This is a genomic window from Natrinema pellirubrum DSM 15624 (assembly GCF_000230735.2).
In the GTDB taxonomy this organism is placed as follows: domain Archaea; phylum Halobacteriota; class Halobacteria; order Halobacteriales; family Natrialbaceae; genus Natrinema; species Natrinema pellirubrum.
Genome location: NC_019962.1, coordinates 1,784,048 through 1,801,301 on the forward strand (window position 1 = coordinate 1,784,048; position 17,254 = coordinate 1,801,301).

General features: G+C 51.8%; 15 protein-coding genes and 2 pseudogenes. 12 read left to right on the top strand and 5 right to left on the bottom strand.

Going from position 1 to position 17,254, the window contains the following annotated elements; all coding sequences use genetic code 11:
- Positions 1-584: 584 nt before the first annotated feature.
- A pseudogene (locus NATPE_RS23545) lies at positions 585-1,325 on the bottom strand (IS5/IS1182 family transposase).
- 227 nt (positions 1,326-1,552) lie between these two features.
- Positions 1,553-2,527, bottom strand: coding sequence for a deoxyhypusine synthase (locus NATPE_RS08660; RefSeq protein ID WP_015298925.1), 975 nt, complete (start codon positions 2,525-2,527; stop codon positions 1,553-1,555).
- 91 nt (positions 2,528-2,618) lie between these two features.
- On the opposite strand from NATPE_RS08660, the gene NATPE_RS21155 reads away from it, so the two are divergent.
- The 4 genes and pseudogenes from NATPE_RS21155 (at position 2,619) to NATPE_RS08675 (ending at position 7,027) form a co-directional block, all read left to right on the top strand.
- Positions 2,619-3,356, top strand: a complete 738-nt coding sequence (locus NATPE_RS21155; protein ID WP_006182264.1) for a uroporphyrinogen-III synthase — start codon at positions 2,619-2,621, stop codon at positions 3,354-3,356.
- 49 nt (positions 3,357-3,405) lie between these two features.
- Positions 3,406-4,393 (top strand): annotated as a pseudogene (locus NATPE_RS21160) (IS630 family transposase).
- 244 nt (positions 4,394-4,637) lie between these two features.
- Complete coding sequence (locus NATPE_RS08670) at positions 4,638-5,306, top strand: hypothetical protein (protein WP_006182267.1); 669 nt, start codon at positions 4,638-4,640, stop codon at positions 5,304-5,306.
- 293 nt (positions 5,307-5,599) lie between these two features.
- Positions 5,600-7,027: a hypothetical protein gene (locus tag NATPE_RS08675; protein ID WP_152422594.1), complete on the top strand. Its 1,428-nt coding sequence runs from the start codon at positions 5,600-5,602 to the stop codon at positions 7,025-7,027.
- 254 nt (positions 7,028-7,281) lie between these two features.
- Here the strand turns inward: NATPE_RS08675 and NATPE_RS08680 are convergent, their stop codons facing one another.
- Positions 7,282-7,884, bottom strand: a complete 603-nt coding sequence (locus NATPE_RS08680) for a DUF7509 family protein (RefSeq protein ID WP_006182269.1) — start codon at positions 7,882-7,884, stop codon at positions 7,282-7,284.
- A gap of 113 nt (positions 7,885-7,997) precedes the next feature.
- On the opposite strand from NATPE_RS08680, the gene NATPE_RS08685 reads away from it, so the two are divergent.
- From NATPE_RS08685 to NATPE_RS22170, 5 genes are all read left to right on the top strand, one after another.
- The gene (locus NATPE_RS08685) at positions 7,998-8,450 is read left to right on the top strand and encodes a helix-turn-helix domain-containing protein (protein ID WP_015298928.1); all 453 of its coding nucleotides are present in this window, start codon (positions 7,998-8,000) and stop codon (positions 8,448-8,450) included.
- A gap of 159 nt (positions 8,451-8,609) precedes the next feature.
- Positions 8,610-9,284: an IS6-like element ISNpe9 family transposase gene (locus NATPE_RS08690; protein WP_006182271.1), complete on the top strand. Its 675-nt coding sequence runs from the start codon at positions 8,610-8,612 to the stop codon at positions 9,282-9,284.
- Between the two features lie 237 nt (positions 9,285-9,521).
- A complete protein-coding gene (locus NATPE_RS08695) occupies positions 9,522-9,740 on the top strand; it encodes a hypothetical protein (RefSeq protein ID WP_049804929.1) in 219 nt (72 codons plus the stop codon).
- A 559-nt stretch (positions 9,741-10,299) separates the two neighbouring features.
- On the top strand, positions 10,300-11,310 hold the full coding sequence (locus NATPE_RS08700) for a tyrosine-type recombinase/integrase (protein ID WP_006182272.1): 1,011 nt from the start codon (positions 10,300-10,302) through the stop codon (positions 11,308-11,310).
- Between the two features lie 83 nt (positions 11,311-11,393).
- A complete protein-coding gene (locus tag NATPE_RS22170) occupies positions 11,394-11,990 on the top strand; it encodes a hypothetical protein (protein WP_015298929.1) in 597 nt (198 codons plus the stop codon).
- A 17-nt stretch (positions 11,991-12,007) separates the two neighbouring features.
- On the opposite strand, the gene NATPE_RS22175 is transcribed toward NATPE_RS22170, so the two are convergent.
- Both NATPE_RS22175 and NATPE_RS08705 read right to left on the bottom strand, forming a co-directional pair.
- Positions 12,008-12,160, bottom strand: a complete 153-nt coding sequence (locus tag NATPE_RS22175; protein ID WP_015298930.1) for a hypothetical protein — start codon at positions 12,158-12,160, stop codon at positions 12,008-12,010.
- Between the two features lie 848 nt (positions 12,161-13,008).
- Positions 13,009-14,217, bottom strand: a complete 1,209-nt coding sequence (locus NATPE_RS08705) for a hypothetical protein (RefSeq protein WP_006182273.1) — start codon at positions 14,215-14,217, stop codon at positions 13,009-13,011.
- 151 nt (positions 14,218-14,368) lie between these two features.
- On the opposite strand from NATPE_RS08705, the gene NATPE_RS08710 reads away from it, so the two are divergent.
- The 3 genes from NATPE_RS08710 (at position 14,369) to NATPE_RS08720 (ending at position 17,252) form a co-directional block, all read left to right on the top strand.
- Positions 14,369-15,487, top strand: coding sequence for a tyrosine-type recombinase/integrase (locus NATPE_RS08710; protein ID WP_006182274.1), 1,119 nt, complete (start codon positions 14,369-14,371; stop codon positions 15,485-15,487).
- Between the two features lie 102 nt (positions 15,488-15,589).
- Positions 15,590-16,291, top strand: a complete 702-nt coding sequence (locus NATPE_RS08715; protein ID WP_241432767.1) for a hypothetical protein — start codon at positions 15,590-15,592, stop codon at positions 16,289-16,291.
- Positions 16,284-17,252: a hypothetical protein gene (locus tag NATPE_RS08720; protein WP_006182276.1), complete on the top strand. Its 969-nt coding sequence runs from the start codon at positions 16,284-16,286 to the stop codon at positions 17,250-17,252. Before NATPE_RS08715 ends, NATPE_RS08720 begins: the two co-directional genes overlap by 8 nt.
- Positions 17,253-17,254: the final 2 nt, after the last annotated feature.

Sequence of the window (17,254 nt, forward strand, 5' to 3'; positions counted from 1 at the left end):
TTTCACCGAACGAGCAAATCGACTAGTCTTGATCCAATTGTCGATCTGATTCGGCAACTACTGTTTAGAGCGGGGAGGATCTCAATTCAGCCCGCCGCTATGGGACAGTTGCAAGAATATTAGGTATTCGAGGCTTTGTTGAAATCCTCTTCTTTATAGAAATGTTCACGTGAATCTACTGCACACTACACATGCAAACTTAGAAAAACGAAATGGCAAAGACTATCCAAGTATTCTCCCAGAGACGACATATGATTGATCGGCAAGAGCGAAACGTACGGCGAGATGGAATCCTATTTCTGCTCGGGGTCGCGGGGATAGTTCTCGTTGAAGTTGTAGTACCATCTGATGGGGTCAGAAGTGTATGGGGGGCGATTCACGGCTTTCTGCTGGGTTGCTCACTTGGGATTATGATTTCTGGTATTTTTCGCGTTAGGAGTAAACAAGCCCTGTACTCAACGCTCGCATTGGGAGTCGGCCTTATGCTTGGTTCTGTTATCGACATATTTTGAGACGTGACTTTAGAAACCAGCGAGTAGTGGTTCTCCTCTATCCACCAATGGGTGCCTCACCTGTACTAGTCGTTAGATTGCTTGGTCAAGATTGTGGACGATACACGCAAGAGCGAGTTCACGGAACTGCTTCCAACAGCGTCGTGAACGGACAAACGCGCCGTATTTCTGCTTGAGCGTTGAGTTGACTGCCGTGTTGAATAGCGCCCTCTGAGCGGAGAACGGGCCATCCCGATTTTGTAAGGACTATGGAGACCAGCTCACAAGGCCACGTAGATCGAGAGTTGCTACAGAAGCACCGCTATTCAACAGAGCAGAGTTGACTGTCTCTGATTGACTCCGTTGGCCGTAGATTGGGGATTGCGTTCACTTTGGAATCGACCAGCAGCGTTACCTTGAGTTGCTGAATCGTGAGTTTGGCTCGTTTCGTGTAGTGTTTGGGGCGTGACTGCGGTCGAATCCCGACGCATCAATCCCCGCAACGCCGTTGGTCGGGAGCAGTGAAACAGAAAGATTGAGCAACACTCGCCAGACAGCCATATCGAGTCTATCGAACGCTTTGCACAGTGTTGATGGGGCTGGCAGTTCAGTGAGATTGATCGCGTTCCGAATACGGGGCATTTCAATGAATTCATCGAGGAGTGTACGATAGATCGTGTTCTTCCGAACCTTGAGACAGAGGAAAACGATGTGCTGATGGAGCGTATAGCGTTGTTTCGAGAACTTCGAAGAGTAGCGAGCTACAGCACGTTGCGTTAACTGAAATGCTTCCTCGACAAATCGGAGCAACCGAGACCTTGGGATGGTCTGCATCTACTCAACCTACCGACTGAACCTGTAACTCGCTAATTATTTCACAAGATCCAAATATGATATTTTGGATCTGTTGAAATACTTTCGCGTTGACGTTCAGAAGAGCCACTCTTCCCACCGAGTTTCGCGGATCCGATGCGAAACTAGCGTCTGAGCAAATCGCAAGACGACAAGAGGGTTTCAACAGATCCGATATTTCCTGCTAAGAGACAGATAGTTCTGGATCGTTAATCGCTGAAAGCGCCCGCCACGAGCAGTGGGAAGACGAGCGTTGCTTCTGCCTCAACCTGCGTGTAATTTGTCTGCTCATCGTCTTTGATCTTCCCCCACGAGACTGCCTCGTTCGGGGGCGCTCCAGAGAGTGACCCATCGCCTTCCATACCGGTCGAAATATAGACGACATAATCCGCTCCACCACGGAACAGATTCGTCATAATCGCGTGGTGTTTCGGTACGCCCCCTCCGACTGCAATCAGACCTGTCGTATCGGCTAGCATCCCATCCTCGATGAGCGAGTCGTAGTCGTCAAGAATCTCGATGCCAACCTCCGAGTCGTACCCTTGTCGGTAGTAATAGAGAAAGTTCCCCACTTCAGCGTCTGTCAACGCTGGACAGTACACAGGAACATCGTTGTCAGCCGCTTGCTTCAAAACCGAATCTGGATCGTCAAGTGTCTCCCCTAACTCGCGGGCGAACGCTGTCGGTGTCCGAACCTTTTCTTCAGCGAAGAACTCATCGAAGAAGTCGTACAAGTACTTCTCTAACCAGACGTAGCGGTCAGAGGGAACGAAGAGATTTCCAAGACGGTTGATTCCCTGTTCCCGGAGCGCGGCTTCGTCCGCGTCCCACGCCCCCATTTTGAACGGCTTCGCCGTCTTGATGACGTCCTCTGCCAGCGATCCCGCAGTCGTTATAAGCACGTCGACGTACCCTTCGCGAACGAGGTGGGCGACGACTTCACGCAATCCCGATGAGATGATATTCGACGTACACGTGAGATAGATCGTGGCATCGGCGTCTTGCATTTGCTCGGCGATGTCGATGGCCTCTGCGAGTTGCGTTGCCTGAAAGCCCGTCGTCGCGTAGGATTCCAGCATCTCCTGAAAATCGAATTCGCCACGGAAATCGTAGCCCTGCACGTCTGCCGTCGCCAACTCTTCGTCACTTCCAGGAACAACGTGATCGTGAGAATTGTCGTCCATACCGGTACTTTGCAAGATATGGGTTTTAATCATTCGAGTTTGGTCGACGATTCTCGACACACACAAGTTCAGTATCGGCTAACAGTCAGGTATGTCCCAGCCGACAGTGGCTGTCCTTCGACCAGACGATGACCGTATCGTCGAAGCGGTCGAGTATCTCCAGTCACTCGATGTTTCCCCGATTCCGGATCCAATGCTGACAATCGAACCGACCGGTCAGGTCCCACAGCACGCGGACTACTGTGTCTTTACGAGCGAGACCGGCGTCAACCTAGTTGCGACAGCAGGATGGAAACAACGGGAAACCACCGTTTGTGCCGTTGGAGATCAGACTGAGACCGCGTTACGCAATCGGGGCTATTCGGTCGATGTCGTTCCACCAACGTTCACGTCCACAGGACTCGTCGACGAGTTAGCCGCCGAGGTTGAGGGTCAAACTGTCGAACTCGCCCGAAGTGTACACGGTAGCGACGTACTGGTTGAAGGACTGGAAGCAGCGGGTGCAGTCGTCAGAGAAACGCATCTGTATCGCTTGGAACGACCGGAGACAGCCGGAAAGTCAGTTTCACTGGCGATAAACGGTGAGTTGAATGGCATACTGTTCACATCGCCGAAGACAGTCGAGTACTTCGTACAGATCGCGACTGAACGTGACGCTGTCACTGCACTACAACGAGGACTGGAGGAGACAATTGTTGGCGCGATAGGACCCCCGACAGAACATGCTGTCGATAAGCATGGGGTCGCTGTCGATATCGTGCCGGACACAGTCGGTTTTAGACGACTTGCCGAGGTCACCGTACGTCGAATTAGAGGTATCCAACAGTAAACTATAGTAACCGCTAGAATTTTCCGCCCGTAGATTGTTGCTGTAGACAATGGACCATCTCGACGAGATCTCCGTCGAAGAACTCCAAGACGCCCTTGCCAGGGTTGAGGGAGCTAAGCCGACACAACGGTTGTTAGCGGCGATTGCGTACAAGAACGGCGTGACTCAGACCGAACTTGCAGAATGGCACGACACTGGTCGAAGAACAATCTACAGTTGGCTCATGCGACTCGATACGGACGAACCGCTTGAGCAAGCCGTTTCTGATGCTCATCGATCCGGGAGAAAACGAAAGCTCTCAGAAAGACAGCAAGAAGAGTTCGAACAAACCGTTCACGAACCTCCCGAGAAAGTCGGGATCGACGCGCCGGCGCTCGTCCAGCAGTACCTCGACGAAACCTACGGCATCGAGTACTCCTATCCGAGTTGCCGGCGGTTGCTCAAAGAAGCGGGATTGAGCTATCAAAAACCACGCCGTACAGCCGCCGAATCCGAGGCTGAGGAACAAGAAGCGTTCCGCGAAGAACTCAAAAAAAGCGACGGGAAATGGACGCCACAGTAGTCTGTATCGATCAAACCAAGAAATCCGTCCAAGTGAGCCGCGTGCCGCGTGGTTTCCGCGCGGCACGCGACCGTCTGTTGAACTGTCCGGACAACGCGACTGGACGTGTCTCTTAGGCGCGATCACCGAGAACGGTGATCGCTTTTTCGCTCGGTTTGAAGAGTACGATACCGCCGATCACGCAAGGCATTTCATTCTCGCATTATGTAAAGAGTTCAAAGATGACTTGATTATTGTGTTGGATGGAGCGCCGTATTTTCGGGCGTCGACCGTCACGGACCTAGCGTCCCGTGACGACCTCGCCTTCGTGACATTGCCGGCGTACTCGCCAGAGTTCAATCCCGTCGAGGAGTGCTGGAGACAGCTCCAAGCGGCACTCAGCAATCGTTTCTTTGATTCACTCAACGACCTCACAACAGCGATCGATACAGCTATTGATCAGGTCTCTGTGCCAAACGTGAGCAATTACTTCTAACGTCTACTATAGCTCAGCTATTTTACGACGGATCTCGGCTATCTGATCCCGAAGTTCGGATTCTCGAGCTATCGACTGTCCCTGAGCTTTGGCAGAAGTGAGTGCGTGTTGCAGGTCCAACAGTTCGTCCTCGAGACCCTCGAAACGCTCTGAGAACATCACTATCGGCCGTAGATTTCAACATATTGATATTAGTACCTAATCTGACAACTGTTATCAACACCGATTGTGATGGCTAGTCCACATGAGTGAAACCGAACGACCGGAAGACGTCGAGTATACCCCACTCTCCGAGGAGGAGTTCAAGGAGAACCTCGCACAGCTGTTCGAGGCGATGAACGCGCTCGCGCCGACGCGGAACTACGTGAGCCAGATGGTCCAGTTACTGCCCCAGGAGCGCCGCCAGATGCGCCACGCCTATCCCGATCTCTTCGAGCAGATGGAGACCCAACAGTTCCTCAACAATGGTTTCGGTCTCCAAATCGACGAGGAAGAGGTATCCACGAGCTATCAGGGCACAGCAGATCAAATCGAAAGCATCGTCGGCGACGTTATGGAGTTCTTCGGCGATGACAACCGTCGGCAAGCACTCGAGGAGTACCTCGACGAGGAGATCCCCAACCCTCGAAAGGAGTGGCTCGATCACAGGATCAAGATGGCTGTCAGCGAACCGAACTACGGTGAGGAGATCAGAACCGTCTTCGATACGATGCTCAAATACGGTGATCAGCAGAACGGGTATCGACTTGAGATCGATCGCGTCGAGGAACTCTCCGAGATCGAGCACGGTCGTCTGCTGGAAATCAAGCGGTTTCTAGTTTCGGAACTCGAGATCTTCGAGGATCGAAACGAGCAGTTCCAATTCGCTGATGCGGTCATGAACTATCCGGCCGTCATCGATCAGAATCTCTGACCGGAATGACTAACGATACACCCCGAACACGGCCGACGGAAGACGCGGAACCTGTATCTGATCACCGGGAGGTGCGAACGGAGCCGGTCCCAGAATCGTCGGTCTCCGTCTCGAGGAAACGGATCCGTCGGAAACTCCTGTCTGAGTCTCCGGGGACCGCTCGAGCCGTCCCGTTCGAGCTATCGCCCGACCGCGTTTCGTCTCGAGAAATCACGCCGGTCTCGATTCGCGCCCTCGAGCGAGACGGCTGGCAACTCGAACCAGCTGCAATCGAGTCTCGTCCCTATTTCGAGGTGACCGAACTCGACCTACCACGGATGCGGATCTGGGAAAACGCGAAATTGGAGCCGATCGCAGTCGACTACTGCTCGATAGAACAACCAGAGATCGGACTCCCAGCACGGCCACTACTCTCCGTTACAGAGATCGAGGACAACGATCCGGTGAGCGAATTGGATTCTCGGAGTTCAACGCAAACGACGAGCGAGGAATCGACTTCGGGAGCGTCGACGTCCACTGACGCGAGCGATTCCAACCTCTCACAGGCGACCACGTCTGCAACCGATACGGAACAGGAGGGCATTACACCGGACCAGCTCCACGAATTGGACGAGTTCCTTTTCGATATCGATGGCGGAGCGCTCGATTCGTACGATCCGCTGTGTATCGTCGCGGCCAAGACGCCGGACGAGGAGTACAAGCAAACTCTCGAGACGCTCTGCCGAGAGCAGTTCCGTCAACTCAACGGTGGCAAGCCCCTCGCCTCGTTGCTAGCGGACAGCGAGGGTGAGGCACTCGAGAATACTCGCGTACAGAACCGAATCGTCTCGTACGACGATGCCTCGAGCGAGGAGTACTTCGATTTCGTTTCCGAAATCAACGGCGACGAAATTCGAACGTCACTTCGGGAAGGGGAATTCGATCTCTCGAAACTCACCTCTCGTATAGACGAATTCTTCTCGGAAACACTCGGATATCTCTTGCTCTTCGCCAATGAACAGTACGCGCCCGCTCTCCACGATTATCTCCGGTCGACCGATGACGTGAGGGAAACGACCCAGATACTGTCGGTACGGCCGCGACCGCTTCCGGAAGACGTGAAGCGGGAATTAGTGCGGTTAGCATGGGGTAACGTCTCCCTCGAGTCCGACTCCCAGAAGCTAGATCGACTCTTCCATAGCGGTGAAGACGAATTCAGGAAGGCGATTCAACCGTCCGGTGCGCTCGAGGAGATCACCGCTCGCGATGAGGGAGAAGAATCCCGTCTCCATTATTGGATCAAGTGCTTCACTGTCGAAGCACTCCTGAAACGGGATGGGGTCGCCGTTCAAGAGGAGTCCAGAATCGATCTCAAAGAACGAATCCCGACTGAAACCGAACTTCGAGGCGGTGGAAACCCTAGACCGGATATCTACCACGAGCCCTCTAGAGAGGTCTATGAAGTCGAGACGCTCTACGAGACTGACCACAAGAAGATAACGAGGACGATCGATAAGTACGAAGGAGTCAACGTGAAACGGGTCAATGTCGTCCTCCCTAATTTGACCTGTTTACGCAATCTCGGCGCTGTTCGCCGTAAGACCCAGGAAGAGCCGGGAGAGATGTTCCACAACGAGGTCCGATTCTGGACACTTGATGCTGTTGAGCAAGAGCTTCTCGCGCTTGAGGATGTTGTATCTAGATTAGCTGATCTGTACAATAGAAGCGAGAAACTCTGGTAATTTGCAGCGCGCTATAGCGGGTGAGAGCTTCGATATCCGCTGGTTCTATCTACTTCATATTCTTTACGGACTAACGGCTCTGTTGAAACCCTCTTGTCGTCTTGCGATTTGCTCAGAAGCTAGTTTCGCATCGGATCTGCGGAACTCGGTGGGAAGAGTGGCTCTTCTGAATGTCAACGCGAAAGGATTTCAACAGAGCCGGACTAACCGATGGTGCGGTAGCAACGATGAAATGAAACGAGGGAATAACGCTGTCACGCAACAGCACGCAGATGGGCTCGAATAGCTTTGTAGAGGTCTTCGTAACTTCTGAAATCGTCGATCGTAACGTGCCATCGTTCAGAGACGGCCTTGATCATCGCACTCTCGACGTTTTCCTCTCCATAGAACGCTACGTCCGTCAGCAATTCCGGTTGATCGAGATGTTCGCATACGGACCCGATTTCGATCCCAACGCCGAGATTGTCACCCATTGCAGGAGCGATGAAGACAGTCGCCGTTGCCGCTTTCGTATACTCGATGCTTTGTGTCGCTGCGTCCATCTCATCCAACGGGATCTGCGGATCAGTAGCGAGGAACGCGTTCACTCCGTTCTGCTCTCGCAGATCTCGCTTTAGTGAGATCAGTAGTGCTAACGCCTCGTCTTGATCTAACGTTAGTTCACCACGCTGTAGCCGACGGGTGATCTCGTTGAGTGTTGGGCGGCTCGTCGCGACATCAGTTTCCTCCGGCGTTGGAGATTCGTATGGTGGATATGATTTGTACGGCCCCATCAAATATACGAGAAAATCGGACTTGCTGGCATCGTGTTGGATATATTCGCTCTCGTCTAGAGCCTCGAAGAGTCGCTCTCGCATTCTTGTTTTTTCTACTATTTCTCGAGACTTAAACCCGGTCGGATCGATCTACTTCCACTGGGGTAAGAATATTTAACCCAGTGTAGGTGGTAGACCGGAATACGTGACCAATAATGGCTGACCGATTCTCAATTCGATCCGATGGAGGTGCGCTTCAGACGCGGGATAACGATCACGAAGGAGGTGATGAGAGACCTGAGCTAGATATCGATTTGCCAGAGGACAGTCTGTTTACGCTAGAAGAGTACTTGGAAATGTACAGTGTTGCAGCCTCTGAACCCGCGTTTAAGATCTTGACTGCATTAAGCGAGGAAGACCGCCTCAGCGAAAGTGAACTCTCCAAAATGCTTGATAGAGAGGGGAATGAGCTACATTATTACCTCCGGAAGCTCAAGCGTTCTGCACTCGTTCGGAACCGCCGAGACCCGAATACGGGGACTGAAGAGCCGTATTCCTACTATACGCTTACTGACCTTAGCGAGATTGTTCTGGAATATGGTCTCAAGGAAGGTATAGAGAAATTGGCAAAAGAAGAAGCAGATATCAGCGATACATATAGTGGATAGTTCTGAGAGGCTGATCAGTGAGGTATATCTAACACGGCCTCTCTAACCGATATTTCCAAGACGAAAAGGAATTTCGAAGAATTGAGTTTTGACCTTAGTGGGCACCGTCTAGTTAGCGCAGTTTGAGGAACGAGCAGGTCGTAGAGTTAGTTTGGATCAATGCTCGCAGACCTGCTCAGCGAGAGCTACGCGGCGGAATTTGATGAATGTTGGGAGCGTGAGCGGACGGCGACGCCCGTCAGGGCGTTCGCCGTCCAGCTCCACGCGACTGGTTGTTCGCTCCGAGAGACACAAGCGATTCTTCGCTCACTCGGCGTTGAACGCTCTCATCAAGCAATCTGGCACTGGGTGCATCGGCTAGCTGACAGCGTGCCAGACCCGCCGACGGCGAAGCCGTCGCGGGTCGCGGTAGATGAAACCGCTGTCAGGATTAACGGCGACCGATCTTGGATGTACGCTGCAATAGACCTCGACACGAAACTCATTCTCGATGTCGCGCTCTTTGGGCGGCGAGGTACCGATCCAGCTGCTGCGTTTCTGCATGGACTCAGCGAGAAACACGATCTCTCCGACGCTGAGTTTCTCGTCGGTGGTGCTGGCTATCTGACTGCCCTCTCTCGATTGGGATTGAGCGGTCACCTCGACTATGTCGATCGAAACCACATCGAAAAGTGGTTTCACACGCTCAAAATGCGGATCGACCGCTTCCATACTTCGTGGGTGGGCAGTCGGGCGACCGTCAGAGAATGGCTTGAACAATTTGTACACTACTACAACACACAGCGACCGCACCAGTCACTCAACGGACAGATGCCAGCGGAGGTGCTAAACTAGACAGTGTCGTGTGGACCCAAATGTAAAATTATTGGGGAAGAACGCACTTGTTGCCCCAACAGGGTGTCATAGAACTGTTCACAAGCTGGTTTATTTCAGGACTATCGAGGATGAATAGTCTGTTCACTAAACGTGCGAATTGAACGTATCTCAGCCATCACTCAGTTAATCAAAACAACAGGATTTTGTAAAATACTCAAGAGTTAATTCGTGTTCGGATTCATAGTCTAATAGCCTATGGATGAAAACAAATCCACTGAACATGAGCCACGCAACGAGCCTCCGTCCGCGGATGAAGAGGTGGCAACACTCCGCCTTCAACTGCGCCACTACTCCCTTTCAGAACTAGAGGAGGAGGGATTAGTGAAGTGGGATAGGGATGAGTACATTGTGAAGAAGGGGCCACAGTTCGATGAAAAGAAATCAGAGTGGGGATCTGAGTGGGGTGTTGACTAGGTATATTTGTCCCATCATTGTCCTGTACTGAGCGATCACCACCTTCGCAAACCGAGCCGAATCTCGTTCGACATTCGCGCCCTGTATCTTGCACGGCAGCGCGAACAGATATTGGAATTGGTAGAATGTTCAGCGGTAAGTACGAACATCTACTTATCGATTCAGCGATCCAGTTTGAGGTATAACTCTGAAAGGGGAAATCGCGTTCACAACTACTGTTACAAGAGAAAACGCCGAGGCCTACAATGCGCGCAACGGGTGATAGATTTTGTCTGATGCACGCATCATATATCGTAGAAGCCGGGAAGGCGGTAACCCGCGTGTAACGTATGGTTGAACTCCAACAGCAGACGGAACCGGAAAATCCTGACGATCGATTAAAATTAGGGTTTCAGGGCTACTGGCTGCCGATTCCATTGGCTCATAATCAATCAGATTCTGGATGGGCCCTGCAGGCTCCGGTTCGACTATCGAACGAATCGTCCTTTGAGGTGTGAGGCGTCCGAATTCGAGGGGCTGAAAACAGTGGTTCCAGCGGGGGTTCGCGTGGAAACAACCAATGAATCTCGAACCCATCGAACCCGACCGCTCACTCGAACTGTACATCGCTGACCGCGAAAACAGCGTCACCCAAGCAACCATCTACTCCCATCGTTCACGACTGGGTCACTTCATCCGGTGGTGCGACGACGAAGGGATCACAAATCTGAACGAGCTGTCTGGACGCCAGCTTCACGAGTTCAGAATCTGGCGGCGAATGGAGGGTGACCTCTCACCAGCGACTGAAAAGACCCAGATGGATACACTGCGAGTGTTCATCAAGTGGCTGGAGTCGATTGACGGCGTCGAACAGGATCTGCACACGAAGGTTCTGTCACCGAATCTGACCGGCGACGACAACATCCGCGATGAGATGCTGGGTTCCGAACGGGCAGACCGGATACTGAACTACTTGGAGAAGTACGAATACGCGTCGCGGCCACACATCGTTCTCACGCTGATGTGGCATACGATGATGCGGGTGGGTGAAATCCATGCACTGGACTGTGCTGATTACGACCCTGCCAAGCAGTCGTTGGAGGTGGTCCACCGTCCCGGCACGGGAACGACGCTGAAGAATCAGGGGAAAGGGGAACGTTTCGTCGCCCTTTCAGATCACGTCTGTGAGCTGCTGGATGATTGGTTGGAGCATACTCGACCGTCGGTGACTGACGAGCACGGTCGGGAACCGTTAATTGCGACATCCCAGGGGCGTGCTCATACGACAACGCTACGCGGTGACTGCTATCGGTTCACGAGGCCCTGTGTCGTGACTGGGGAGTGTCCTCATGGTCGTGAGATCGAACAGTGTGAAGCAACAGCGTACGATGGAGCTTCTGGATGCCCGTCTGTGGAGAGCCCCCACGCACTACGCAGGGGAGGTATCACTCACGCGCTTCAGGAAGGATGGCCGATGAAGGCGGTCGGGGATCGTGCGAACGTCTCAGAAACAGTACTCTCGATGCACTATGATTCGCGTTCAGAGGTAGAGAAAATGGAACAACGGAGGGACTACTTGGACGATTTCTAAGAGACAGATATAGTATCAATAGGACGACTGAATGGGAGCGAGCTTTCCACAGGCTTATTCTGGTTGACTTAAACCAAGACATTATGGCGAGTGTCCAGAAGGCTGCACAGGAACTTATTGAAATGGAGGCGCTTTGTATGAACCTCCGATCCCGTCGTAGTGAATGCATTGGGAAAATCAAGAGTGTTAAAACTACTGATGATACTTCTTATTTCCTTGCCGATTCCGAAGTAAAGTACCTCCGGATTTTCGAAGCCCAGTGGGAAGTCTATAATTATATCAATACTCTACACGCACTCTGGGGTTTTGTGGTGCAATGTGACCCCTATATCAATGGAAACCAGTATTCTCTCATGAATACTGCGCCCGAACTGCTTGCCCTACGGAATTGTATGCAGCATGCTGGCCCAGTTGGTGTGAACTACATCCCCAACAAAAATGAATTAGCAGTTCCGGTTCAGCGGTTGAAACAACGAGGGAATTGGGGTGGTAAGCACGCAGCGTTTAGTGATTACTTCCCAAACTACCAGAAAGGAGACATTCTTCTGTTGAGAGACTCAATTGAGAGGAGTGATTCATTTTATAAATCGATTTCTAATGAACTAGAAAGCAAACACATCCAAAGTCACGGTCGGCAAGCTATCAAACAGGCTGCAAGCCAAATCTCTCTGTACAGCTAAAACAAAGAACGCAGTTACTATTCTTCAGGGGGATCCGGCATACTGACCCCCTCAACTCCTTCCATAGTTTCGTCATAGAACTCCAACTCAATGGTCAAATCATCCGTTTCCGGATTAACCACTGTTGCGAGGGATTTAGTCGGAGTCCCATTCGGGTTCGCAGTTGCCATACATACACTACTGTTGGGGCAGTGCATAAAACTTTCCGAAGGCAGTATACTCGGGTGTGACTTCGTGATATGGGTCCTTGTTTGATGAGCCGCTTATCAACGTCTATCTCAAGTGTGATGCAGCTAAGCGTTTGTCGTAGCCTTTCATCGCAGCAATGACCATCCAGTCGCCTAAATAAACGTGATGACTTCCGTAGCAGGGATATTGATACTATGTCGGTATAAGACCTCTATCAGGAAGGTCAACAGAGCCTCAAACAATCTTATTTCAACTCTGACTTCAATTCAGCTTCTAACTCTTCAATTTCCGCATCAAGAGTACCGTCTTTTTTTCCGGACTGGTCTCTCCCGTACAAGAGGCGTCGGCGGGCGGGTCGCCGAACATTCGGTGGAGCTGGTTAAGCGCAGCGTGGTGCCGACGGAGGTACTCGGGGAGGGTCATACGTCTTTGTAGGGCTGTGGGCGTAATAATTGGAGGGGTGTCGTAGCGTTTCTTCGACTTGCTGAATACAGGATATAGATGTGTGAACACTAGTCAGAACCCGTCGATTGTGGAGTGGACGCAGGCGAATCTGATGACGCAGGTTGTCCCTCTTGTCTTGACGTTCACGTCAACAGTCCTCATTTCCCTGCTGGTACACTACCTGTTCACGCTTGGAGTCTTGTTCGGGTGGCTGTACCTGATGGGAGAAGCAGACTCGCTGTAGCTCGTATCCATCGACGACGTCCCAGATGAACGTGTTACCCGCCTATTCGCTGTCCCAATCTTGGCCGTTGAAACTTTGGTAAGTCCGATCGGACGATTCGCTCTGTGTATTCACTAAGTGTTTTAGGTTGTCTAGATAGAACTACGATCCGTTCAAGACATCCGAAATGAGTTGATATACGCCCTCATTGACTTGTTCTGGATTGATAATGAATTCGTAAATCCAGTTCGTGGAGCAATTATGCTTAATCCGTGCTTCATAGAGTAGTTCTCCATACGGTGTGAATTGCCACAACGACTTCTCGCCTTGATTCTCTCGAAGGGCCGGACGGTTCACCCAGTTTGAATCGTCATTCGAAAGTCTTCGAAGGGCAGTCGTCATGTTGTTCTGACCCTTCGTCTCTGTTTGCTCGAACTCCTGAATTTGTGCTTCACCCTTTCGACCCACCAATTGGAATGCTTGGTCGGGGTCAACCCCTCGCCATTCACGGTTCTGAATGCGGATCGCGTCCTCCCTCAGGTCTTTGGCTAGGCGATCTACAGCCGGGAGTGATGTCTGGTCGGCGAATTTGCTTATGATGGTCTCGAAGGTGGTTCGACGCATCTCAGCTTCAGACGGCATTTCGTCAGGTGGAGTTGGGTGTTCGGTTTGAGATGGATCCGCTTGCCATGACTTCTTGGTGGTTTCAAACCGACCACTTGGCCCACTCTTAGTGTATTCCTCCAGTATCGCGTCCACAACCGGGGGTGCCGGCGCAAATTCGTGTTCTCGTAGGATCTCTCGGATTTCGTCTCGTTCTTCCTGAAATCCGTCGTCTTCGTGGGCCTGTGTGCCTGCGGAGACTAGTCGCCACTCGTAGTAATCTTCTAACTGGTCGAATAGGTCTACGAGGCGGCCAGCTTCGCGTTCCCATTCCTCACTCGGTTCGCCGATTAGTCCAACGATGGTCCCCCATACGAGGTTGGCGGGGACTGGCTCTTCATGGATCATCCGTATCAGAGTTCCGAGTTCGAACCCGAGATCTGTCTCATCACCGGGAATTTGATGCGTTGTTCGAGCGACGGGGGAATCTCGCACGTCCCGTGATCTGTTATTGATGGTGGAGAGATCCTCCCAGACTTGGACGTCTTCCCCGCTGAGGTTTCCACGATAGTATAGCAGGGATACGTCGTCAATCAGTTGCTGGATGCGGTCCGAGAGTTTCGCCGCTTTTGTAGCGACACGGCGTTCCATCTCCGCGTACGTGTACGTGCCTGAATCACCGGTCATCAGGAATTCTCGCTCCTTTTGACTCAGTACACGCTGTTCATCGGCGTCTGTCTCACTAAGGTCCCAGAGGTGCTCGACCATACTGTTGGCTTATAAAAGAGAGGTCTCAAAGCGGTTTTGGTACTCACCCAAAGGGACTTTTCAAGATTTTCGTCGCTTGCATGCGACGTAGCACAACTCGTGAGCGACAGTACAGCGCGAAAAACAAGCACTTCTCTGGAGGTGGGTGCTGATGTCGGCCGATTCCGAGCTCTCGAACGAGCTTCAGCGGGTGCTCCAAGAATTTGGTCCCAACCTGAAGCCGCTTTCGCCCAACGAAGCGGTGCAGAAGTTCCTGGCGAACGAGAAGTCGGAATTGGCCCCAAATACGCTTGATGAGTACGAACGGGAACTGACCCGATTTGTGGATTTCTGTGATGAGAACGATGTCGAAGATACCACCGAATTCGATGGCCGTGTCATTCATGACTTCAAGATCTGGCGGCGCGATAAGGCACATGACGGTGAAGGATCCTTGTCGAACAAGACGATGCGAGATGAGATGTACCTCTTCCGGAAGTTCCTGCGATTCCTGGAGTCGATTGACGCGGTAACTCCCCGTCTGTATGCGAAGATCGAGATCCCGACGCTCGATCCAGGTGAAGGAGAACGAGATATCGAGTTCGCTTCCGACGAACTCAACTCGATTCTCACACATCTTGAAAAATACGAGTACGCAACCCGTGAACACGCTGTTTGGGTACTCTTCGCTGCAACAGGGAGGCGTCCCAGTGGACTTCGCGCACTTGACCTCAAGGACGTCCACTTAGATGAGGATGAGGCATACATCGAGTTCCACCACCGCGTGGATGGAGAGGCCGAAACACGGCTCAAAAACAAGAAAAGTAGCGAGAACACGGTTCATTTGGCTGAATCTGCTGCCTTAGTCCTTCAGGACTACATCGATACTAACCGAGTCGATGTTACTGAGAACAGCCGTTCTCCCCTCCTTACCACAACTCACGGTCGATTGTCGGACTCCTCCATTCGGAAGTACGTCTACAAGTGGAGTCGGCCCTGTGTGATTGGGAATGGATGCCCGGAAGGTCGAACCAAGGAAGAGTGTGAGGCAATAGAGTCCAGCGACTGTGCAGTGAAGTGCCCGTTCAGCAAGCCTCCTGTAGCTCTCCGACATGGCTACATCTCCAACTTACGAAGACAGGGGGTTTCGCTACACACGATCAGCGACCGGTGCGACGTGTCCGAGGAAACTATTGAGAAACACTACAGCGAGCTCACTGATAAGGAGAAACGAGAACTGCGGCGTGAGGAATTAGAAACCCACGCAAGAAACGACGACGGATACCTTTGAGCAACTAGATCTAATTGGATCCTCCCATCTCTCAGATTATTTGCCTCAGAGCAATTTATAGTGACAAGATATATTCAGGGGGTAACAGTAGTACAAGGCATCGTGATCACAGAGTCACCTTTCAACGCTAACTTGGCGATACTGGAGCCAGGTGAGCAAAATCATCAAGCAGCTCTGAACGGACTTGAAAGCCTACCATTCTCAGAGAGTCGATCATACGGATTCAACATCTCAAACTCCGGTGAAATGGCTATTGCCGGGCACTTCGTTGAGAAGACCCCTGTTAAGACAGAGACCTTTGACGCGTCCACACAGCAGGTTGTAGACAGAGAAATTAATCAGACACTCTTGATACCTTTCCAGCTTGATTTTGATATCGGTCTCCTCTCTATTTTTTCCGACCAGAGCGATACAAACAAATTGATTTCTAGGATCGGTGAGGCAAGCGATTTTAGCTTCTCAATAACCGAGACACAGCTCCCGATAGACCGGATATACGCAAATCTACAGAACAGAGAGTGGGCGGTTGATGTGTCCAGCATACGCATACAGAACTTCGAGGCTGAGGGCGGCCTTTCCGGGACTTACAGCGTCAAGGATGTCGGAGATATGCGTATCCGCGAACTGATTGACTCACACAGCAGCGACATCACCATCCTGCGTGCAAACATCAAGACCCCGTCGCAAGAAGCGACATTCGGATTTTTCCAGAGTGGTACCGTGAGGCTGTACTCCAGCCTGGAGTCGGAGGACCCGCTGTGGTCTGAAGTAAAGGAAATTACTCGGGAGGCATACGATGGGTGAAGAAGTCCGCAATACAGGCAACAGAGCCGAAGATAGGCTGATCGCTCTACTGCAAGAGTTCAACTGGGAGTATATCGGTGGTGGAAGGGACATCGACTGCGCCTCCCGGAAACACGAAAGAGACGAACACGGCATTGACGGCTATATGGCGTATGAGGACCCCTACCTCTCCGCCGAGAGAGGTGTCATTGTGGAGTCAAAATCCAAGCAGTGGGAAAGCTGGGGTCCGAGTTCATTGCAGAGCGACGCCAAGCAAGTCCGGACAGCCCTAGAGTGTTCCACTAGGTCAGAGGACTTTGATAAGAAGCTGAACAACTACGAGAACAGGCGGAGAGACACAGCGATCCTAGGAGCCTTCACCAACGACGATGAATACGACCACGAAGCTTTCCAAGCCTACGTTGAAAGCTGCAAGGTCAAGAGAGGTGGAGGGCCCAGCCACATTCTGGTCCTCGGGAATAGAGAACTGAACCGTCTTGCCAGCATCCAGAACAAATACAGGGAAATCAAAGAGAAGCACACAGAGGGCGATAATATTGTAGAAGCCGAGCTCAACTTCTACTATCCATCTCTTCAGGAACCGAGAGCCGCTCCTAAACGCCGTGACACAATCTCTTTTGAGTATCTATTCTCCGACTACGTATACGCCAAACTTCAGAAAACAGAGCTCAACGGCACCGATACCGATACAACTGACGTCAGCATCGTCTTCAACTCTGGTGGAATTAATCAAGACAGCCTGGAATTCCTGTACTACTCGCTGCGTGACAACGACGGGCTTGACACCGACGAAGTATGGGTATACTCGTACTTACCTAATGGAGGCGAAAATGCTGACGAGACCTACGACTCAGCCGTTGATTCACTAGAGAATATTCTGCCGCCAGACAAGGGTTTCCGATTCACCGAGCTGCCGCAGGTAGAGTACAAATCCTACGCAGAAGACCTCACGGAGGACTAAGT